We start from the raw sequence: 21474 nt of genomic DNA, 5'->3' as shown, positions 1-21474 counted from the left end.
GCTTCCATGGGAGCAGGCTGGGATAAGGATAAGCGGCATGGCGATCCTCGCCCCGGCCGGTGCACGGGTCGAGCAGATGCGCCGTTGAAGGCCGCCGGCGCAACGCCCCATGCATCGCTGCGCACGGCCGCGTCAACTCACCAGGCGGCGTCATGCCTGCGACCGACGCAGCGGTTGCCCGCACGCAACCACTACGCCTCCGGTGAGCCAGAGGCATCGGCGTCGGCGCATTGCCCAGCGTGGCAGCGCGCATCGTCCCCAAACGTCGGATCTGCGCTTACGCGCCCTTTGGTTGGACCGGGGCGCACGTCGATGCGCCCGCTCGCACCCACGCACGCCAGCCCAGCGCCGGCAGGCCAGGGCTGCCCGCTCAGGCGGGCGACATATCGGTAGTTCGCTCCCGGCCATCGCACTGCGGGGCAGGCGCGCGCCTGGTTCTCCGATTCCCGCCCGCGCAGGCATGTCGCTGGTCGCTCGGTGCCGACACCCGCTTCGCGTTCGATCCGCCCCAGCGGCTAAACCGCCGATGCACCGATCCGGGCCTTTCAAAACGGCGGGTCTGCCCCATCTAGTAGAATCGGCGAATCACACAACACGGCGGCACTGCGGGACTGGCCCGCACAGCCCCTCGATCACGGAGCGTGCATGGCCTGGAATACACCCGGCAACAAGGGCGGAGATGGCCCGGATCCCAACCGTCGCAGGTCCTGGGGGCCGCGCGGCGGCGGCAATGGCGGGGGCTGGGGCAATCTGCCGGCGCCATTGAAGGAGCTGTTCGATGGCGGCGTGGGCCGCTGGATCCTGGTCGCGGTGGTGCTGATGGTGCTGTTCTCCAGCTTCCAGCTCATCGGCGAACAGCAGCGTGGCGTGGTGCTGCGCTTCGGCCAGTTCTCGCGCATCCTGCAGCCTGGCCCGAACTTCAAGCTGCCGTGGCCGATCGAGTCGGTGCGCAAGGTCAATGCCACCGAGATCAAGACCTTCAGCAACCAGGTGCCGGTGCTGACCCGCGACGAGAACATCGTCAACGTCTCGCTCAACGTGCAGTACCAGATCAGCGACCCGCGCAAGTATCTGTTCGGTTCGCGCAATGCCGACCTGGTGCTGGAGCAGGCCGCGCAGAGTGCCGTGCGTGAGCAGGTCGGTCGTTCCGATCTCAATACCGTGCTCAACAATCGCGGCCCGCTGGCGATCGCGTCCAAGGATCGCCTGCAGGCCTCGCTCGACGCCTACAACACCGGCTTGTCCGTCACTGCCGTCACCCTGCCCGACGCCCGTCCGCCGGAAGAGGTGAAGCCGGCCTTCGACGAGGTCAACGGTGCCCAGCAGGTGCGCGAGCGCCTGATCAACGAAGCCCAGGCCTACGCCGCCAAGGTGGTGCCGGAAGCGCGCGGCCAGGGTGCACGCACCCGTACCGGCGCCGAAGGCTACAAGCAGGCGGTGATCTCCAAGGCCGAGGGCGATGCCGACCGCTTCACCCTGCTGCAGGAACAGTATGCCGGCGCCCCGGAGGTCACCCGCAAGCGGCTGTGGCTGGAAACCGTGCAGAAGGTGCTGGCCGAGAACCGCAAGGTGATCGGCAGCGATGGCCGTCAGGTCATCTATGTGCCGCTGCCAGCCGATGCCAACAAGCCTGCCAACGCCAGTGGCAACACCAACGGTGGCATGCCGTCGATGGTGCCGCAGGACGTGCTGCTCAACCCGCCGCAGAGTGCCAGCAGCGAGGCCATCCGTAATCCGGATCGCGGCCCGCGTCCGACCGGCCGTGAGGGAACCGAATAATGAAGAATTCGCTAGTCATCGGCCTGATCGTCGCCGTGTTGCTGGGCCTGATGGGCTCGGTGTTCGTGGTGCGCGAGGACCAGACCGCCATGGTGCTCAATCTGGGCCGCGTGGTGCGCGCCGACCTCAAGCCCGGCCTGCACTTCAAGATTCCGATGGTGGAATCGGTGCGCGTGTTCGACCGTCGCTTCCAGGTGCTGGACACCGCCCCGGCGCGATACTTCACTGCCGAGCAGAAAGACGTGAGCGTGGATTTCTTCGCCATCGGCTACATCTCCGATGTGCGGGCGTTCTACCGCGCCACCGGCGGCGAGGAGGCCGTGGCGAACTCGCGCCTGGCCCCGATCATCACCGACTCGCTGCGCAACCAGATCAACTCGCGCACCCTGCAGCAGCTGGTCTCCGGCGACCGCAGCGAGCTGATCGCCAACCAGCTCAAGGGCATCAACGCCGCCATCAAGGGCTTGGGTATGCAGATCACCGACCTGCGCATCAAGCAGATCGACCTGCCCACCGACAGCCAGGTGATCACCGACGTCTACGAGCGCATGCGTGCCCAGCGCAAGCAGGAAGCCAGCAAGCTGCGCGCCGAAGGCGAAGAGCAGGCACTGACCATTCGCGCCCAGGCCGACCGCGAGAGCACGGTGATCAAGGCCGATGCCGAGCGCGACGCACAGAAGCTGCGTGGCGAAGGCGATGCCCAAGCCGCGCGGATCTACGGGCAGGCCGGCTCCAAGGACCCCGCGTTCTACGCCTTCTACCGCAGCCTGGAGGCCTACCGCGAGTCGATGACCGATGGCAACGGCGTGGTAGTGCTGGACAAGAACGACCCGTTCCTGCAGTACCTCAAGAGCGATCGCTGAGTCGCGTTGCATGATTAAGAACGCCCGCGTCATGCGGGCGTTCTTGTCTGTGCGCCATTGCAGCCGCGCATGCATAGGCAAGCCTTGGCATCGGCAGGAAGATCCGCCACCGTGCATAGGAGCGCACCCGGGCGCGACCGCCGCATTGAGCGGGTGTCAGCATGAATGCCGGCGTTTGGTATGCCATCGCATCCGAACATGCATGGACAAGGCGCCTGGCCGGTTCCCAAACCCCTAGACATGCAGAGCTGCCATCGCGTAGGAGCGCACCTGGGCGCGAACGCTGTCTCCAGCGGGTTTCAAGCATGATGCGCAGTGCAACTTCCCAAGGGCTGGATGCACCAATCACTGCACCAATAACTGATGGCGCGTGATGTTGAAGAGCGTCAGCATCGCCTCATGGGTGACGTCCACGCTCCAGGACATCGCGCGCTGCGCCATGGCAGGCATTCGGTGCCCAGTTGTTGTTACCTGCTGACCACGGCCACATGGCAGCGTCGCGCCGTGTTCGCAGACTGGGGGCTGGCAGCAACGGCCTGTCGCGCGTTCACCGCGGCAACGCCATCCGACGCCACGCTGCTGGCCTGGGTGTTGATGCCGGATCACGCGCACTTTCTGATGCAACTTGGACACGTTGCCGTATTGGCCGACGCCGTGTCGCGCATGGAAGCATGTTCAGCGCGAGCGGTGAACGTGCAGCGCCAGTCGAGCGCACCGGTGTGGGGCCGGAGTTATCACGATCACGCGTTGCGTACGGACGACGATCTGCGGGTAGCAGCGCGATACATCGTAGCCAACCCGCTCCGGGCTGGACTGGTCACCCGGATCGGGGATTATCCGTTCTGGAACGCTGTCTGGCTTTGAGGGCGTAGCAGCGCACCGGGGCGCGACAAGGCATTTCCGGTAATGCCATGTCGCGCCCGGGTGCGCTCCTACGCGAGGAGCGCGTGTGGCTACGGATCGAGGCACACTACAATTCCGTCCTGATACCGCATCGCCCATGCAAGACTTGCTCACTGCCCTGTGTCTGATCTTCGTCATCGAAGGCCTGCTGCTGTTTGCCATGCCCATCGCCTGGAAGCGCATGATCGATCAGCTTTTCAGCCTGCCGGTCGCGCAGGTGCGGGCCATCGGCGCAGTGACCCTGGCGCTGGCCGTCATCGGGCTGTGGATCGTGCGCCATTGATCGGCCTGCGGTGAGCGGCATTGGGATTGGCGTGAAGAGGCCTGGGCGTCGCCAGCCGGCCGGGCCGGGCGGCCGCGGACTGGGTCCAGCTCCTGATTGACCAGACTGCCGCGTTCCCGCGCGCCAGGGGTAGTGCACGTCACCCGAAACCCGGATAATGCACAAAAGTCGGCCGGGCACGCTCCAACCAGAGCACTCCGTTCGGCTTTTTCCGTGTCCGGGCGTCTGGCCGCCGCAACGCTCCCCGATGGAGCCGCGCGCATGGTGGCGCCGTCGGCCCCGAACCGGTCCCATCCCGCGGCCCCGATGGCCGCAGCAAAACTCAGGAGTTCACCCGTCATGGGTCAATCAGTTGTCGTGCTCGGTGCCCAGTGGGGCGATGAAGGCAAGGGCAAGATCGTCGATCTGCTCACCGAAGAGATCGGTGCGGTCGTCCGCTTCCAGGGCGGCCACAACGCCGGCCATACCCTGGTCATCAACGGCAAGAAGACCGTCTTGCACCTGATCCCCTCCGGCATCCTGCGCGACGATGCGCTGTGCCTGATCGGCAACGGCGTGGTGATCTCCCCGGCGGCGCTGATCAAGGAGATCGGCGAGCTGGAATCGGCCGGCGTGGAAGTGCGTTCGCGCCTGAAGATCAGCCCGGCCGCGCCGCTGATCATGCCCTACCACATCGCCCTGGATCAGGCCCGCGAGAAGGCCGCCGGCGGCAAGGCCATCGGCACCACCGGCCGCGGTATCGGCCCGGCGTACGAAGACAAGGTGGCACGCCGCGGCATCCGCATCGCCGACCTGCATTACCCGGCGCAGCTGGAAGAACTGCTGCGCACCGCGCTGGATTACCACAACTTCGTGCTGACCAAGTACCTGGGCGTGGACGCGGTGGATTTCCAGAAGACCTTCGACGAGGCGCTGGCCTTCGGCGAGTACGTGCAGCCGATGAAGTCGGATGTGGCCGGCATCCTGCACGACCTGCGCAAGCAGGGCAAACGCGTGCTGTTCGAAGGCGCGCAGGGCGCGCTGCTGGACATCGACCACGGCACCTATCCGTACGTCACCAGCTCCAACACCACCGTGGGCGGCGCACTGGCCGGTACCGGCGTGGGTGCCGACGCGATCGACTACGTGCTGGGCATCGCCAAGGCCTATGCCACCCGCGTGGGCGGTGGCCCGTTCCCGACCGAGCTGGACGACGAAGTGGGCCAGGGCATCCGCGATCGCGGTGCCGAGTACGGCGCCTCCACCGGCCGCCCGCGCCGTTGCGGCTGGATGGACATCGTCGCGCTCAAGCGTGCGGTGGCCATCAACGGCATCTCCGGCCTGTGCATCACCAAGCTCGACGTGCTCGACGGCATGGAAAAGCTCAAGGTCTGCATCGCCTACGAATACCGCGGCAAGCGCACCGAATACGCCCCGCTGGACGCGCAGGGCTGGGAAGAGTGCACCCCGGTGTACCTGGAGTTCCCCGGCTGGACCGAGAACACCCACGGCATCACCGTGTGGGACGAGTTGCCGCCGGCAGCCCGCGCCTACCTGCGCGCGCTGGAAGAACTGGCCGGCTGCCCGATCAGCATCGTCTCCACCGGCCCGGACCGCGACCACACCATGGTGTTGCAGGACCCGTTCGCCTGATCGGCTGACCCCGCGCAGTGGCACACCAACGGCCCGGCTTGTCCGGGCCGTTGGCGTTTGAGCCTTGCTGCGCATTGGCATGACTTTCGGCGGTGCGCGCGGATGAGCCCGCAGGAGGATCATGGATGGGTCGATCCACACGCCCTCTTGCGAGAATTGCCCATGCGTCTTCCCCTGGTAACCGCCATCGCGCTGGCCCTCGCCGGCACCGCCCTGACGGGCGCGGTCCATGCTGCCGAAACCGCGAAGGCCACGACGGCGGCACCGGCCGATGCGGCCATTACCACCCAGCTGCCGCGCACCGCCCGGCCCAGCCACTACGCCATCGAGATCACCCCGCATGCCGAGGCGATGCGCTTCGACGGCAAGGTCGGCATCGATGTGGACGTGCTGGTGCCCACCGATGCCATCGTGCTGCAGGCAGCGGATCTGCGCTTCAACAAGGCCACGCTGACCGCGGCAGGTGGCAAGCCGGCGGTCGCCAAGGTCACCACCGATGCGGAGGCGCAAACCGCCAGCATCGCTACCGGCGCCGCGCTGGCGCCGGGCAAGTACCTGCTCACGCTGGAGTACAGCGGCACCATCGGCACCCAGGCCAATGGCCTGTTCGCACTGGACTACCCCACCGCGCAGGGCTCCCGTCGCGCGCTGTTCACCCAGTTCGAGAACTCCGATGCGCGCCGCTTCGTGCCGGCGTGGGACGAACCCGATTTCAAAGCCACCTTCGACCTGGTCATCCATGCACCGGCCGGGCAGATGGCGGTGAGCAACATGCCGGTGGCATCGTCCACGCCGGGCGCCGATGGTCGCACCCGGATCGCATTCCAGACCTCGCCGAAAATGTCCACGTACCTGCTGTTCGTCAGCATGGGAGAGTTCGAGCGCGCCACCGTCACTGCCGAAAACGGCACCGAGATCGGCGTGATTGCGCAGAAGGGCAAGGTGGATCAGGCGCAGTTCGCACTGGAGTCCGGCCGCGATGTGCTGCACGAATACAACGCCTACTTCGGCATTCCCTATCCCTTGCCCAAGCTGGACAACATCGCCGCGCCCGGCAGCAGCCAGTTCTTCGGTGCGATGGAAAACTGGGGCGCCATCTTCACCTTCGAGCGCTTTTTGCTGCTGGATCCGGCGGTGTCCACCGTCAGCGACAGGCAGGACGTGTTCACTATCGCCGCGCATGAAATCGCGCATCAATGGTTCGGCAATCTGGTGACCATGGCCTGGTGGGACGACCTGTGGCTCAACGAAGGCTTCGCCAACTGGATGGAGGCGCGCACCACCGCCAAGCTGCATCCGGAGTGGGATATCGACAAGACCGGCCCGGCCTACAAAAGCCGCAACGCGATGACGCTCGATGCCTATGCCACCACCCACCCGGTGGTGCAGCACGTGGCCACCGTGGAGCAGGCCAGCCAGGCCTTCGACACCATCACCTACGACAAGGGCGAGGCGGTGATCAGCATGCTGGAAGACTATGTGGGCGCGGACGACTGGCGCACCGGCGTGCGGCAGTATCTGCAGCAGCATCAGTACGGTAATGCGGTCACCGGCCAGCTGTGGCAGCAGATCGACAAGGTCGCACCCGGCAAGCACTTCATCGATATTGCGCACGACTTCACCCAGCAACCGGGCGTGCCGCTGATCAAGGCCAGCACCCGCTGCGATGCCGGCACCACCACGCTCACCTTGCAGCAGGGCGAATACACCCTGGATCGGCCCAACAAGACACCGCTGACATGGCGCGTGCCGGTCACCGTGCGCGACGGCGCCGGCAACACCCAGCGCGTGTTGGTGGACCGCACCGCGCAGCTCGCACTGCCCGGCTGCGATGCCCCGGTGCTGGTCAACGCCGGCCAGAAGGGCTACTACCGCACGCTGTATGCGCCCGCGCAGTTCAAGGCGCTGGCCGCGCGCTTGCCGACGCTGCCGGTGGTGGACCAACTCGGCGTCCTGCTGGATACCGCGGCACTGGCCAAGGTGGGCCTGCAGCCGGATGCGGACCTGCTCGACCTCACCGCCAACCTATCGGCCGATGCCGCACCGGACCTGTGGCAGATCGTGTCCCGCACCGTCGTGGATCTGGATGATCTGTTCGCGGACAGTGTTGCCGACCGCACCGCCTGGCGCAGCTACGCATTGGCGCGGCTGGCGCCGGTGTTCGCCCGCTATGGCTGGGACGACCGCGCTGGCGACTCGGCGCAGGTCAAGCAACTACGCGCGCAATTGATCACCTCGCTGAGCTCACTGGACGACCCTGCGGTGATCGCCGAAGCGCAGCGCCGCTTCGTTGCCTTCCAGGCCACGCCCGCCGCGCTGTCGCCGGAGCTGCGCAGTGCCGTGCTCGGCATCGTCGCCCGGCATGCCGATGCCGCCACCTGGCAAGTACTGCAGGCAATGGCAAGAAAGGAAACCTCCGCGATGGTGCGCGATGAGGACTATCTTTATCTTGCACAGGCCAAGGACCCGGCACTGGCAGAGCGCGCCCTGGCGCTGGCCCTCACCAGCGAACCTGGGGCGACCAATGCCGCCAGCATGATCCGTGCGGTCGCAGAGGAGCACCCGGAGCTGGCGTTCGATTTCGCCGTTGCCCATCGCAGCCAAGTCGACGCACTGGTCGACACCACCTCGCGTGCGCGTTACTACCCCGGCCTGGCGGATGGCTCGTTCGACCTCAATACCGTCAACAGGATCAAGGCGTTTGCGGACAAGTACATCGCCCCCACCTCGCGCCGCGAGGCGGACACCGCGATCGGCACCATCCAGACGCGGGTCCGGCTGCGTGATCAGCGTGTGCCGCAGATCAGGGCGTGGTTGCAGGCGCGCAAGGCTTGATTCACGCGCGCTGTGCAGCCTTGGCTGCATCGGATGCCGTCGACAAGCCCAAAGCCTACTCCCGGAAAGCTTTCTCCACCCTGGCGCGCCACGTGATCCTGACGGGGAGGGCAGCGATGCCGCCCCCCCGTTAGGGCGGCCCCGGGGTGGCGTTGCCTCGGAGGCGCCGACACGCAGCATCGCTTACCCCATGCGGATTGCTGCACTCTCACGCTGCCGGTTGTCCATCTCCTGCTGCTGGCTCTGCGCCAAGGCCTGTTGGCGTTCCGCGCTGGTCACTTCCAGCCGCTGCAGCGACTGCTCCACCGGCGTCTGCACGGCCACATCGGTGGGCATGTGGGCGCGTAGGTGCGCGGGATTGTTCAATTCGCCCTGCACCACAAACACGTTGCGGCCGGCCGGGCTGTCGGCGGTCTGTGCGCTCAGCACCACATGGTCGGCCCGGTCCAGGTTGTTCTGGCGTGCGAGGGTCATCACGCTGGCGATGAGGCGCTCGCTGTTTTCGTCCGGCGTGCGCCCAGCCTGCGCATCGATCGCGCTTACGCCCGCTCGCACCTGCTGCAGTAGTGCGTAGTCCTGATGATCAGGGCCGATATCGGCCAGCTTGGTGGGCGGCAGCATCCGATCAGGCATGTCATCGACCGACGCGGTGAACGGGCTGCGGGTGATGGAGCGGTATGGGTCGTCTTCATGGAACTGCGTGGCTTTCTGCTGCCGCTCCAGGCGGACGGCGCGGGCATCGTCGAGTTCGGCGATACGGCCGGGATTGGTCTCTTCGCGCATGGAAAGATGCCCGCCGCCTGCGCTGACGTTCACCCACTTCTGTTCTTTTTCGAAGTACATCGCGTAGAAGCTGTTGCTGCCGATGACATTGGGATCGACGGCAGAGCGGCCCTCCAGCATCTGGATCGCTTCGGTAGTGCCGAGCTTGGCCAGGTACTCGCTACCGGCCGCTAGGCCCATCTGCGCAAAGGTCTCATAGCCCGTGTTGCTGATGCGGGTGGCGCCGGCATACCCGTTGTCGAGCATGTTGGTCCAGATCTGTTCCAGCTTCTGGGGGCCGCTTTTTTCCAATGCTGCCTGCAGGAGCACGCGGGGCGTCCAGCAGTTGGGGTCGAGCTCATGGTCCAGGAAGGCTTGATCGTGTGCCAGCATGACGGAGGCCCCGGGCAGGTTCAGCGCCAGATCCGGACGATCTTGACGGAACCAGATTTGCCGAAGTTCAAGATCCTTCTTGAGCAGTGTCTGTCCAAACTCCTCCCACTGCCGCTCGCTCAAGTCCGCATTGGCAAAACGAGAGCCAGTATCGTGCTGTGTCCTGGCATAGTCTTGTGCATAACTATTGGCCACTTGGCCGGGCAAGCTGTCGTTGCGCACCACGCCCAGCGCCAGCGTACCGTAGCCGTCCGCACCATCCAGCTGCGAAAGATAGTTCCAATACAACTCGCGATTGCCTTTATCCGCATAGCTGGCAAGGATTTCGATATCTCGCCCAGTCAGTCCACTCATGTTTTACTCCCTGTCAATACGCTGATCACCTGACCTTGGTGCGTGCCAGTACTTCTTTTACTGCATCTTCCATGCGTTTCCAGTCCTTCAAGAATGCACGCTTGTAGTTGAGACTGATGGAAAGTTTGTTCTCGATATCGGAGAAGTAGTGGACGCAACTTGCAGCGACGGCACCTTTTTCATGAACTACTTCAGATCCCTCCAGCCGAACGCCATCTGCTCGGAATTTTTTGCTGTCGCACTTGATGAATGTGGTCAAATTGCCGCTGGAGTCGCGCGCGACGTACCAGTCGTCCTCAAACGCAGGGTTGCGTGTTGGAGGCTTGCCATAGTGGGCCTCGTACGCTTTAACGTACACGGCCATCTTTTCTTCATCGATGGCATAGGGCGTCAATCCGAGTGTTTCAGGCTGTGCGATACGCAGATCGAGTCTGTCGACGGGATCACCTCGTTCGACCGAATCAGGCTCGGTAATCGCTTCGTTGGATGAATAGCGTGCCAGCAATCCCTCAATGGGAACGCGGTCAACATAATTCATCGAGGCATGGATCTCCTTGCGGAAATCATTCGTGCGCGGGTTCGCCCGCGCACCGGGCGGGGTGGGGGTCATATCTGGCCACTCGATGACCAGCGTCACCACCTCGACGGACCACGGTGCAATCTGGCTGTCCAGGTAGTTGGCGGGGATGCGGAAGGTGTTCGGCCCCAGCTTTACGTCAACCGGAGCGTCCGAATAGGTGTGGCCGTTGATGGTGCGGCCGGTGATGACGTTGTCTGGCATGGGGGAAGTCCTTTCTTGTTCGGGTGATGGCGTCCGTGCACACGCACTGCCGGTGACAGCCACGGCGAGTGCAAGGGCCAGGCACCGGCCGGATGACATCATGTGCATTGGTCAATCCATTGCAGGGTTCGCCGTAACTATAGGCAACTTGGGATCAGCGCGACAGCAAGGACCAAGCCTGCGATGACCCGTGCCATGCGCCGCATGGCATGGGAATGCGATCACGCGCTGCCGGCAGGATATACAGGCGGACCAGGAGGCTGGCCGTGCAACGTCAGCTCGCCATGTGTGTTGAAGGAGGGCGTTTGCCGCCATCGGTCGCACGTGTCGAGCTGCAGTGCCATCAACGCAGACCTCGCCGCGTCATGCCCCAAACGCACCGTCGATCGTATGCATCGCCCCAGTGACAAAGCTCGCTTCCGGACCCGCCAGCCAAGCCACCATGCCGGCCACTTCCTCGGCGCGGCCGTGGCGTTTGATCGCCATGAAGCTGTGCATCAGGTCTTTCATCGGCCCGTTTTCCGGGTTGGCGTCGGTATCGATCGGGCCCGGTTGCACCACGTTGATGGTGATGCCGCGTGGCCCGAAGTCGCGGGCCAGCCCGCGCGCCAGCCCCTGTAGCGCGGATTTGCTCAGCGCGTAGGACGCCATGCCGGGCAGCGGCATGCGGTCGCCGTTGACCGAGCCGATCACGATGATGCGGCCGCCGGACGGCATCTGCCGCGCTGCCTCCACGGCCGCGTGGTAGGGCGCGTGCACGTTGATGCGGAACAGCCGGTCCACCGCATCCGGATCCTGCTCCAGCGCATCGCCGAACAAGGCGATGCCGGAGTTGACCACCAGCACATCCAGTGGCCCGCTGAGGCGCACCGTGTCGATGACCGCATCGCGGTCGGCGCTGTCTGCCAGCACCGCGATGCTGCCGGTGTCGCTGGCCAGATGCTGCGCCGCCTCGGCAGAGCCGGCATAGGTAAACGTCACCTGTGCGCCCTCGGCCACGAAGCGCCGCACGATGGCGGCCCCAATCCCCCGGCTGCCACCAAGCACCAACACCGACTTGTCTTTGAACGCTGACATGCACCCACCTCGCAATTAATGTAGCGAGCAATACATAATAGATCTCGTCCGCCGTCAAGGATTTTGTAACAATGACTACAGAAAGCTCCCGGGCCCGCGGGCGGCCGCGTGCATTCGACCCGGATCAAGCGGTCGCCACCGCGCAGCAGCTGTTCCATGCGCGCGGCTACGACGCACTGAGCGTGGCCGATCTCACCCAGGCGCTGGGCATCAACCCGCCCAGTTTCTACGCCGCCTTCGGCAGCAAGGCCGGCCTGTATGCGCGCATCCTCGACCGCTACGCGCAGACCGGGGCCATCCCGTTGCCGCAAATTCTGGACGCCAACCGCCCGCTGGCCGACGCGCTGGCCGATGTACTGGAGCAGGCAGCGCGCTGCTACGCCGCAGACCCCACCGCCACCGGCTGCCTGGTGCTGGAAGGCACACGCAGCAACGACCCGCAGGCGCGCGAGGCCGCCTGCGGCTTTCATGTCGCCGCCCAGGAGTTGATCCGCTCCCACATCGCCAAGCAGTGCCCGCACGACGCAGACCGGCTGGCGGACTTCGTTAGCACCACCATGGCCGGGCTGTCCGCGAGCGCCCGGCATGGGCAGAGCCTGGAGCGTCTGCTGGCGAGTGCGCGGTTGGCGGGGGAGGCGCTTCGGGTGGCGCTGCGGGGAATTGGTTGAGCGTGTCTGGCTTCTGCCGTTGAGTGGTAGACCCTCTTTTAGTCAGAGCGCTTAGCGAAGACTGCTTGCAAAAACAGCTCGCTCGCTGGATATTCCATATTCCGGAATATGGAATAAGGCGGGCTCGGCTGTGGAACTGAAGCCCCAGGATCTGGTGGTGCTGTACAAGCAGGTCGCTCAGGCGGGCCAGGCCTGGACGTATGCATCCCTTGGAGAAGCGCTGGGCATGAGCCCTTCTCAGGTGCATCGCAGCGTCAAGCGCGCGGTGGCATCCGGCTTGGCGCTGGAAAAAAGCCGCGGCGGGTGGGAGACAGTGCGCACGGCGCTGCACGAGTTTGCGGTCCACGGCGTGCGTTACGCCTTTCCCGCAGTCATCGGGCCGCCAAAGCGTGGCATTCCTACGGCCTTTGGCGTGCCCCCACTGTCCATTACCATTGCCAGCTCCCCAGGGGAGGCACCGGTGTGGCCAAGCGCGCAGGGCACGGCCAAAGGCCCCAGCTTGTCGCCGTTGTCGGCAGGTGCGCCCAACGCTGCGCTGGCCGACCCTGCCTTGCACCAATTGCTGGCGCTGCAGGACGCCCTGCGCAGCGGGCGTGCCCGCGAGCGCACGCTTGCAGCGCGCTATCTCAAGCAGTTGCTGGGGCTTGGTGATGCGGCCTGACGATCCTAATCTGCCGCATCTACTGGTGATTGCGGATGCACTGGGCGAACTTTGCGACCAGGTGGTCTTCCTTGGCGGGGCAGTCGTCGGCCTGCTGGTGTCGGATCCATTGGCGGAAAACGTCCGCGCCACCTATGACGTCGATGCGGTGGTCAATCTTGATTGGTCCCGGTTCCGCGGTATCGAGGCGCGTGTGGAATCGCAGGGCTTCGCGCGCGAAATGCAGAGCGGCGTCGTCTGCCGCTGGGTACACAAAGCGTCAGGCGTCCTCTTCGACCTGATGCCGGTGGATGAAGGCGTGCTTGGCTTCTCAAACCGCTGGTACGCCCATGCTGTAGAGACGGCCCAAGTGGTGGCCTTGAGCGATCGTCTGTCCATCCGCCTGGTGACAGCGACAGCATTCGTGGCAACCAAGCTCGAAGCCTTCGTCACCCGAGGCAACAGCGACTTTCTTTCCAGTCACGACCTGGAAGACGTCCTCAATGTCGTCGATGGCCGTACCGAGCTGGTGGAAGAGCTCGCGGTGGAGCATGTAGACCTCCGGCAGTGGGTTGCTGGCGTGTTTGTGGGGCTAGTTGTGATCTCTCAGTAGGTTGTTCATCCGGGGCCGATCTGGAAGATGGGGGTTACCACACCAACCCAGCCCCCAGGAGCCCCGGATGAACCTGCATAAACATGCCCGTTTGACGCCACGAGGTCGAGCCTTGCTTGTGCAGCGCATCGTGGAGCACGGCTTGCGAGTGGAAGAGGCCGCGCACGCCAGTGGCGTGAGCGTGCGGACCGCCTACAAGTGGCTGGCGCGCTACCGCCTGCTGGGAGAGGACGGCCTGCAGGACCGTTCTTCGCGCCCTCAACACTGTCCGCATGCCACGCCGCCGGAACTGGTCGAGCAGATCCTGCAGCAACGCCGACAACGCGCCACCTATTGGCAGATCGCCACCCACCTGAACGTGGGCCACAGCACCATCGCGCGCATCGTGCGCCGTGCCGGCCTGCATCGCCTGGCCGAACTGGAACCCAAGCCCCCTGTCGTGCGCTACCAATACCCCCAGCCTGGCGGCATGTTGCATCTGGACATCAAAAAGCTCGGGCGCTTCCAGCAAGCCGGCCATCGCGTCACGGGGGACCGTACCCAGACCAGCCGAGGCGCCGGATGGGAGTATGTCCATGTCGCCATCGACGATCACTCCCGCGTTGCCTTTACCAGCCTGCATCCAGATGAGTGCGGTGTTAGTGCCTGCCGGGCGTTGATCGCCGCATTGCGCTACTACCGTAGCCTGGGCGTGACCTTCCAGCGGGTGTTGACCGACAACGGCGCCTGCTATCGCTCCAAGGCCTTCGCCCGCACCATCCGGCGCCTCAACCTCAGGCACTACCGCACCCGTCCCTATACCCCACGCACCAACGGCAAGGCAGAACGCTTCATCCAGACGGCATTGCGTGAGTGGGCTTATGCCCACCGCTACGACAACTCCGAGCAACGTGCCGCGCACCTATTGCCCTGGCTCCATCACTACAACTGGCATCGGCCCCATGCCAGTCTCGGAAAACGCCCACCCATCTCCCGCATCCACATTCCACTGAACAACGTGGTGGGTTTACACAGCTAGTGGATAACCCGGCGTTTGTGAACGCGTTGCCGGGATTGGTCGCCGAACCGGATCGCGCAAGCGTCGTGCTTCAGCGTCTACGCACCATTGCATCAGCGTAGCTGCACATCTTCGGCTTAGGTCTGCAAAGAAAACCTTGAAGCACCGGCGCTCGCTTGCGATGATGCATCGCAATTGCAACGCACTGGGCCTGCCATGAAATCCGCATCTCTTCCATCGCTCCGGGTAGACCCGGCGCTGCGCGAAGCGGCCGAAGCTGTGTTACAGGAGGGCGAGACGCTTTCCAGCTTCGTCGAGCACTCCGTGCGCGCCCAGGTGCAGCAGCGCCAGCAGCAGGAAGCCTTCATTGCACGTGGGCTGGCCTCGCGTGACAGCGCCAAAGCGTCTGGCCGCTACATCGACGCGACCGATGTTCTGTCCGGGCTGCAGTCCCAACTGGGCAAGGCACGTAAGGGCTAAGCCAAGGTGGGATTTTCTGTCCGCTTCACTCAGCAAGCGCGCGAGGATCTCGCGCGTCTTTACGACTGGCTGCTACAGCGTGCCGAAGGTGACTTCACCGTGGCCGAGCGCGCGCTGCAGGCCATCCGCGATGGCGTCACCATGCTTGAACTGGCCCCGTTGAGCTGCCGCAAAGCGGGGGTGGCAGACCCGTTCTTGCGGGAGCTGGTGATCGGCTTAGGTGCCGGCGGCTACGCACTGCTGTTTGAGGTGGAAAGCGATCAGGTCGTCACCGTTTTGGCAGTCAGGCATCAGCGTGAAGACGACTATCATTAAGCACGGCGCCGGCGCCAACGCCGCGCCACAGGGGAAGTAGATGGCCAATATCAGCAGGCGCCGCACGGGGGAATTGACCCGTGCGCTGTTCCATATCCTCAAGACCCAGCCGGAAGGCATGCGCGCCGCAGACGCGCTGGCCGTGCTGGAAAAGCAGGTCGTGCTCACCGAGTACGAAGCGGGCGACTACGAAACCGGCGGCCGTCGCTTCGAGAAAATTGTGCGCTTCAGCACCGTGGCGCCGGTCAAGGCCGGCTGGCTGGTCAAGGACAAAGGCATCTGGACCCTCACGCCAGAGGGGGAAGCGGCGCTTGACGCGTATCCGGACCCAGAGGAGTTCATTCGCGCGGTGGGGCAGCTGTACAAGAAATGGAAGAGTGCCCAGCCCGTTGCCGACGAGGTCGACGATCCCGAAGGCGAACTTACCGAGGAATCGGCCAGCATCACGCTGGAAGAAGCCGAAGAAATGGCATGGGCCGAGATCGAGGCTTACCTTGCCGCGATGCCGCCGTATGACTTCCAGGAACTCGTGGCCTCGCTGCTACGGGCGATGGGGTATCACGTCGCCTGGGTCGCACCGCCGGGCAAGGACGGTGGCACCGACATCATTGCCTACAATGACCCGCTCGGCACCCGTCCGCCGCGCATCAAGGTGCAGGTCAAGCGCAATGCCAACTCACCGCGGATCGATGTGACTGGCCTGCGCAGCTTTATGGCTGTGCTGGGAGAGGGCGACGTCGGCCTGTATGTCGCGTTGTCAGGTTTCACCAAGGACGCCGACTACGAAGCGCGGCAGTCGCATCGTCGCATCAATCTGATCGATGCGCGGAAGTTGGTGGAGCTATGGACCACGCACTATTCACAGCTTGAGGACACCGCCAGGGCCCGTCTGCCGCTCAAGCCGGTTTGGTTTCTGGCCGGAAAAGAATAAGTAGGTCCGAGCATCGTGCGCGTCATGCTTGAAACAACCCCTGGCTAAGTGGCTGTCGATGCCGAAAAATTACTTTGTGCCGCTGAAGCGGCTTCACTGGCAGGCGTGATGCAGGCCCTCAAGCAGTACGGAACGACGCAGTGACATCCACCGAGCAAAATACCGAACGTTTTCTCGCCATGTTGCAGTCTCTCGGCGGCTCTGCTGGCAACAGCAAGCTGCGAGAGGAACTTGGCTGGCAGGAAAGTACGTATCTACGCATCAAACACCTGTTGATCGAGCAAGGCGACATCGTGTCTGGCCGAGGGCGCGGCGGTTCCGTCGCGCTTGCTGAGACGGCTGTGGTGCAAAACAGAGCCGGAGATTCTGGTGCAAAACAGGCAGAAAAAGTAGTGGAAGTTCTTAAAGCAAAGGCAGCCAAGACGCATATCGAGACAGACACAGCACCGTCGGTGAGGCGCAGCGGGGTAGTCAAAAAGTCGGACTTATATAGCTCCATCTGGGCCTCCTGCGATGAGCTGCGCGGTGGCATGGACGCAAGCCAGTACAAGGACTATGTACTGTTTATGCTGTTCATCAAGTACATCAGCGACAAGTACGGTAACAGTGACGAATTCGCCCCGCCTGTCGTCATCCCGCCTGGCGCCTCGTTCAAGGACATGGTGGCGCTCAAGGGCAAGGCCGATATCGGTGACAGGATCAACACGCAAGTCATTCAAAAGCTGATCGACGCCAACACCAAGCTGGCGCGCAGCGACTTCCCCGACTTCAACGACCCCAACAAGCTCGGCGAAGGCCCGGCCATGGTCGAGCGGTTGGGCAACCTGATCGCCATCTTCGAAAAGCCCGAGCTAAACTTCGCCAACAACCGGGCCGACAACGACGACCTGCTCGGCGATGCGTACGAGTACCTGATGCGCCACTTTGCGCAGGACTCCGGCAAGAGCAAGGGCCAGTTCTACACCCCCTCCGAAGTCAGTAGCATCATCGCCCAGGTGATCGGCATCTCGCATGCCAATAGCCGCGGATCTACGACCGCCTACGATCCAACCTGCGGCTCAGGCTCACTATTGCTGAAAGTGGCAGCCGAGGCCGGCCGGCAGATCACGCTGGAAGGGCAGGAAAAGGACGTGACCACTGCCGGCCTGGCGCGGATGAATATGATCCTGCACCACTTCCCCAGTGCCACCATCCTTGGCGGGGACACGCTGTCCAATCCCAGGTTCAAGGATGGGGAGCAACTGCGTAGCTACGACTATGTGGTCGCCAATCCGCCTTTCTCGGACAAGAAGTGGTCCACCGGGCTGACACCCGCCAACGATCCTTATCAACGTTTTGCCTGGGGCGCACCGCCGGACAAGCAGGGCGACTACGCCTATTTGCTGCACGTCATGCGTAGCATGAAGGCAACTACCGGCAAGGGTGCCATCATCCTGCCGCACGGTGTGCTGTTCCGTGGCAACGCGGAAGGCGTCATTCGCAAAAACCTTGTGCGCTCCGGCATGCTCAAGGGCATCATCGGCCTGCCGGCCAATCTGTTCTACGGCACCGGCATCCCCGCCTGCATCCTGGTGCTGGACAAGGAAAATGCCAGCGCTCGCAAGGGCATCTTCATGATCGACGCCAGCAAAGGCTTCATCAAGGACGGCCCCAAGAACCGCCTGCGCGAGCAGGATATCCATCGCATCGTCGATGCCTTCCGCCGTGGCGTGGATGTGCCGCGCTATGCCCGTATGGTGCCGCTGGATGAAATCGCCAGCGACAAGAACAGCTACAACCTCAATTTGCCGCGCTACATCGACAGCAGCGAGCCGGAAGACCTGCACGACATCGATGCGCACCTCAACGGCGGCATCCCCGAGTGCGATATCGGCGCATTCGCCGCTGACTGGGAGGAAATGCCAGCCCTGCGCCAGGCGCTGTTCGAGGCCGAGCGCCCTGGCTATGCGCGGCTGCGCCAGCCGATAGCCGAAGTGCGCCCCGTCATCCTGGCCCACCCGCAATTCCAGCGATTCCGCAGCAAGGTCGAAACCCTGTTCGAAAAATGGCAACAAGCTGTCACCCCCTTACTCACCGGTATCCAGCCCGGCGACAAACCCAAGGTGCTGATTACGCAGGCGGCCGAAACCCTGCTTGCAACCTTCCACGCTGCGCCCCTGCTTGACCCTTATGACATCTACCAGCATCTGATGGACTACTGGGCGGAAGTGATGCAGGACGACGCCTACCTGATTGCTGCCGACGGCTGGGTGGCGCTGCCCCGGCGCATCGTCGAAATCGACAAGAAAGGCAAATCCAAGGACAAGGGCTGGATCTGCGATCTGCTGCCGAAGTCCTATATCGTTGCCCGCTACTTCGCCACCGAGCAGGCCGAGCTGGAGGCCAAACAAGCCGAGCTTGATAGCGTTGCTAGTCAGCTTGCCGAGTTGCAGGAAGAACACAGTGGCGAAGATGGTGCCTTCGCAGGCTTCGACAAAATCAACGCCGTGCAGGTGAAAGACCGTATCGCCGAGATTGGCGACGACGCCGACAGCGCTGACGAACGCGCCGTGCTCCAGCAGTGGCAGCAGCTCAGCGCCCGCGAAGCAGCGCTGAAAAAGACCGTCAAAGCGCTTGAAGGGGAACTCGACCAGCAAGCCTACGAGCGGTACGCCAGCCTGGGCGAAGCTGAGGTGAAAACGCTGGTGGTGCAAGACAAATGGCTGGCCCACCTCCAAGCCAAGGTGCAACAAGAGTTGGAAAGCATCTCGCAAACCCTCGCCCAGCGCATCCGCGAACTGGCCGAGCGCTACGAGACCCCGCTGCCCACGCTGGAAGATGACGTGGCCACCATTAGCGCCAAGGTGGAAGCACATCTGAAAAAGATGGGGGCGGTATGGAAGTGAAACCGGGTTACAAGCTGACGGACGTGGGAGTGATTCCGGAGGATTGGGAGATTAAGTCATTTGACGAATTATTCGAATTTAGAAATGGAGTTAACGCCGATAAGAATGCATATGGTGAGGGTGTTCGGTTCATAAATGTTCTGGAGCCTATTACATATTCGCACCTACATGGCCAAGATATTCCTGGGAGGGTGTCTCTTCCGGAGCGCATTATTAATCATTACGCCGTCAAGAAGGGTGACGTAATTTTTAATCGTACATCAGAGACGGAATCTGAAATTGGTTTGGCGGCGACTTATCTTGATTCCGAGGTTGTTGTGTTTGGTGGCTTTGTTATTCGTGGGCGACCAATTTTTCAGGCTCTTGATCCTCTGTACTCTGGCTATGCTTTTCGCGCGCCATTTATTCGCTCTCAGATTGTTCCGATGGGGCAAGGTGCAGTTCGTGCAAACATCGGACAGCAGAGCTTGGGTAAAGTTTTAGCGCCTATACCTCCGTATGAAGATCAGCGCGCTATCGCTTCTGTCCTGAGTGATATGGATGCGCTGCTGGACGGATTGGATCGCCTGATCGCCAAAAAGCGCGCCATCAAACAGTCCGCCATGCAGAAAATCCTTGCCGGCCACATTCGCCTGCCGGGGTTCAGCGGAGAATGGGAGGTGAAGACGCTTGGCGATGTGGTTGACCATTTTGTTGGGGGTGGGACACCAAGTCGGGCAAATCCCGCATATTGGGGGAATGAAATTCCCTGGGTGACCGTGAAGGATTTTGCAACCTTCAATCCGTTTCAGGCGCAAGAGGGAATAACAAGGTTGGGTTTATGTAATAGTGCATCAAATTTGATTCCGACTGGAACGCTGATAACTTCAGTTCGTATGACGCTTGGTAAAGCAGTGGTCTATCAAGTTGATGTGGCAATCAATCAAGACATGAAGGCTTTGTTCTTGAATTCGGACGTGACTGTTGATTTCTTATTCCACTGGTTTTCTTGCTATGGTGAGCGCATAGACGATATTGGTAGCGGAAGCACAGTTAAGGGTATTTCAGTTAACGAGTTGAAGCGCCTAGAGATATCTTTTCCAAAGAAAAATGAACAAACTGCCATCGCTACCGTCCTCACTGACATGAATGCCGAGATCATCGCGCTCGAAATCCGTCGCGCCAAGACCCGCGTGCTCAAGCAGGCGATGATGCAGGAACTGTTGACGGGGAAGACGAGGTTGATATGAGCGACAAGCCAGCTTCCCTCGCCGCCACCCCGCAGGGCTATGCCGACTGGCTGGTAGAGCTCAAGGGACGCATCCACGGCGCACAGCAACGTGCGGCGCTGGCGGTCAATCGGGAGCTGGTGGGGCTGTACTGGCAGATCGGCCGCGACATTCTGGCGCGGCAGGCCGAGCAGGGTTGGGGCGCCAAGGTGATCGAGCGTCTGGCGCATGACCTGCGTGCTGCCTTCCCGGAGATGAATGGTTTTTCGCCACGCAACCTCAAATACATGCGGGCCTTTGCCGAGGCCTGGCCGGACGAATCATTTGTGCAAGCGGTGCTTGCACAATTGCCCTGGTATCACCAGCTGGCCTTGCTGGACAAGTTGCCCGGCCCTGAAACCCGCCGCTGGTATGCCGCCAAGGCCATCGAGCACAATTGGTCGCGCAACGTGTTGGTGCTGCAGATCGAGTCCGGGCTGTTGGAGCGTAGCGGTTCGGCCGTGACGAACTTTCCGGCCACCTTGCCCGCCCCGCAGTCCGACTTGGCCATGGAGTCGTTGAAAGATCCGTACCGCTTCGATTTCCTCGGCCTTGGCGAGCAAGCGCAGGAACGCGAGATCGAGGGCGCGCTGGTGCAGCATGTGACCGATTTCCTGCTGGAACTGGGCGCGGGCTTTGCCTTTGTGGGGCGGCAGGTGTTGCTGGACGTGGGCGGCGAGGAGTTCTTCATCGACCTGCTGTTCTATCACCTCAAACTGCGCTGCTACGTAGTAATCGAACTCAAGGCAGGCAAGTTCAAGCCCGAGCACCTGGGGCAACTGGGCTTTTATCTGACGGCGGTGGATCGGCAGCTGAAGCACGTGCAAGACAACCCAAGCATCGGCCTGCTGCTGTGCAAGAGCAAGAACAAGGTGGTGGCCGAATACGCGCTGGGCGACAAGTCGCAGCCGATGGGCATTGCCGAATACAAGCTAGTGGAATCTCTGCCGCAAGAGCTGCAAACCAGCCTGCCGAGCATCGAGCAGATCGAGCGGGAGCTGGCCAGCGCTGTCAATGAACGCACCAAGGAATGATG

At 62.9% G+C, this 21474-nt stretch carries 19 protein-coding genes; 16 read left to right on the top strand and 3 right to left on the bottom strand.

Annotated features, from left to right (window positions below):
- Window positions 1–645 precede the first annotated feature (645 nt).
- The 6 genes from hflK to ACCQ05_RS15800 all read left to right on the top strand — a co-directional run bounded on the left by hflK (window position 646) and on the right by ACCQ05_RS15800 (window position 8295).
- On the top strand, window positions 646–1779 hold the full coding sequence (gene hflK / locus ACCQ05_RS15825; RefSeq protein WP_104539743.1) for an FtsH protease activity modulator HflK: 1134 nt from the start codon (window positions 646–648) through the stop codon (window positions 1777–1779).
- On the top strand, window positions 1779–2642 hold the full coding sequence (gene hflC / locus ACCQ05_RS15820; RefSeq protein ID WP_104539742.1) for a protease modulator HflC: 864 nt from the start codon (window positions 1779–1781) through the stop codon (window positions 2640–2642). Before hflK ends, hflC begins: the two co-directional genes overlap by 1 nt.
- 399 nt (window positions 2643–3041) lie before the next feature.
- Window positions 3042–3506 (top strand): REP-associated tyrosine transposase, encoded by a 465-nt coding sequence (locus ACCQ05_RS15815; RefSeq protein ID WP_228964190.1) that lies wholly within the window; start codon window positions 3042–3044, stop codon window positions 3504–3506.
- Between the two features lie 136 nt (window positions 3507–3642).
- Window positions 3643–3828: a DUF2065 domain-containing protein gene (locus tag ACCQ05_RS15810; RefSeq protein ID WP_228964189.1), complete on the top strand. Its 186-nt coding sequence runs from the start codon at window positions 3643–3645 to the stop codon at window positions 3826–3828.
- A 339-nt stretch (window positions 3829–4167) separates the two neighbouring features.
- On the top strand, window positions 4168–5460 hold the full coding sequence (locus ACCQ05_RS15805) for an adenylosuccinate synthase (RefSeq protein WP_104539740.1): 1293 nt from the start codon (window positions 4168–4170) through the stop codon (window positions 5458–5460).
- A gap of 162 nt (window positions 5461–5622) precedes the next feature.
- Entirely contained in the window at window positions 5623–8295 is a 2673-nt protein-coding gene (locus ACCQ05_RS15800; protein WP_372391448.1) for a M1 family metallopeptidase, read from the top strand.
- Between the two features lie 183 nt (window positions 8296–8478).
- On the opposite strand, the gene ACCQ05_RS15795 is transcribed toward ACCQ05_RS15800, so the two are convergent.
- The 3 genes from ACCQ05_RS15795 to bdcA form a co-directional block, all read right to left on the bottom strand.
- Window positions 8479–9804: a Smlt3024 family type IV secretion system effector gene (locus ACCQ05_RS15795; RefSeq protein WP_372391446.1), complete on the bottom strand. Its 1326-nt coding sequence runs from the start codon at window positions 9802–9804 to the stop codon at window positions 8479–8481.
- A gap of 25 nt (window positions 9805–9829) precedes the next feature.
- A complete protein-coding gene (locus tag ACCQ05_RS15790; RefSeq protein WP_372391444.1) occupies window positions 9830–10693 on the bottom strand; it encodes a Smlt3025 familytype IV secretion system inhibitor in 864 nt (287 codons plus the stop codon).
- A 255-nt stretch (window positions 10694–10948) separates the two neighbouring features.
- Window positions 10949–11662 carry an SDR family oxidoreductase gene (gene bdcA, locus ACCQ05_RS15785; protein ID WP_372391441.1) on the bottom strand — a complete coding sequence of 238 codons (714 nt, stop codon included), beginning with the start codon at window positions 11660–11662 and terminating at the stop codon, window positions 10949–10951.
- A 71-nt stretch (window positions 11663–11733) separates the two neighbouring features.
- Between bdcA and ACCQ05_RS15780 the strand changes: the two genes are divergently transcribed.
- The 10 genes from ACCQ05_RS15780 (at window position 11734) to ACCQ05_RS15735 (ending at window position 21472) form a co-directional block, all read left to right on the top strand.
- Window positions 11734–12330 carry a TetR/AcrR family transcriptional regulator gene (locus tag ACCQ05_RS15780; protein WP_372391439.1) on the top strand — a complete coding sequence of 199 codons (597 nt, stop codon included), beginning with the start codon at window positions 11734–11736 and terminating at the stop codon, window positions 12328–12330.
- A 130-nt stretch (window positions 12331–12460) separates the two neighbouring features.
- Window positions 12461–12991, top strand: coding sequence for a MarR family transcriptional regulator (locus ACCQ05_RS15775; RefSeq protein ID WP_372391437.1), 531 nt, complete (start codon window positions 12461–12463; stop codon window positions 12989–12991).
- Window positions 12981–13583 (top strand): hypothetical protein, encoded by a 603-nt coding sequence (locus ACCQ05_RS15770; RefSeq protein WP_372391435.1) that lies wholly within the window; start codon window positions 12981–12983, stop codon window positions 13581–13583. The genes ACCQ05_RS15775 and ACCQ05_RS15770 overlap by 11 nt, the downstream gene beginning before the upstream one ends.
- Window positions 13584–13650: 67 nt before the next feature.
- Window positions 13651–14601, top strand: a complete 951-nt coding sequence (locus ACCQ05_RS15765; RefSeq protein ID WP_372391432.1) for an IS481 family transposase — start codon at window positions 13651–13653, stop codon at window positions 14599–14601.
- A gap of 195 nt (window positions 14602–14796) precedes the next feature.
- Complete coding sequence (locus ACCQ05_RS15760) at window positions 14797–15060, top strand: YlcI/YnfO family protein (protein ID WP_372391430.1); 264 nt, start codon at window positions 14797–14799, stop codon at window positions 15058–15060.
- Between the two features lie 6 nt (window positions 15061–15066).
- Entirely contained in the window at window positions 15067–15375 is a 309-nt protein-coding gene (locus ACCQ05_RS15755) for a type II toxin-antitoxin system RelE/ParE family toxin (protein ID WP_372391427.1), read from the top strand.
- 40 nt (window positions 15376–15415) lie between these two features.
- Window positions 15416–16306, top strand: coding sequence for a restriction endonuclease (locus ACCQ05_RS15750; RefSeq protein ID WP_372391425.1), 891 nt, complete (start codon window positions 15416–15418; stop codon window positions 16304–16306).
- 140 nt (window positions 16307–16446) lie between these two features.
- Entirely contained in the window at window positions 16447–19191 is a 2745-nt protein-coding gene (locus ACCQ05_RS15745; protein WP_372391423.1) for a type I restriction-modification system subunit M, read from the top strand.
- Complete coding sequence (locus tag ACCQ05_RS15740; RefSeq protein ID WP_372391421.1) at window positions 19182–20420, top strand: restriction endonuclease subunit S; 1239 nt, start codon at window positions 19182–19184, stop codon at window positions 20418–20420. Before ACCQ05_RS15745 ends, ACCQ05_RS15740 begins: the two co-directional genes overlap by 10 nt.
- Window positions 20417–21472, top strand: coding sequence for a PDDEXK nuclease domain-containing protein (locus ACCQ05_RS15735; protein WP_372391419.1), 1056 nt, complete (start codon window positions 20417–20419; stop codon window positions 21470–21472). Before ACCQ05_RS15740 ends, ACCQ05_RS15735 begins: the two co-directional genes overlap by 4 nt.
- The last annotated feature ends 2 nt before the right edge of the window (window positions 21473–21474 follow it).

Origin of the sequence: Xanthomonas sp. NCPPB 3582, from assembly GCF_041475735.2 — a bacterium.
GTDB lineage: Bacteria > Pseudomonadota > Gammaproteobacteria > Xanthomonadales > Xanthomonadaceae > Xanthomonas > Xanthomonas codiaei.
This window is presented reverse-complemented; position numbering and strand designations above follow the sequence as displayed.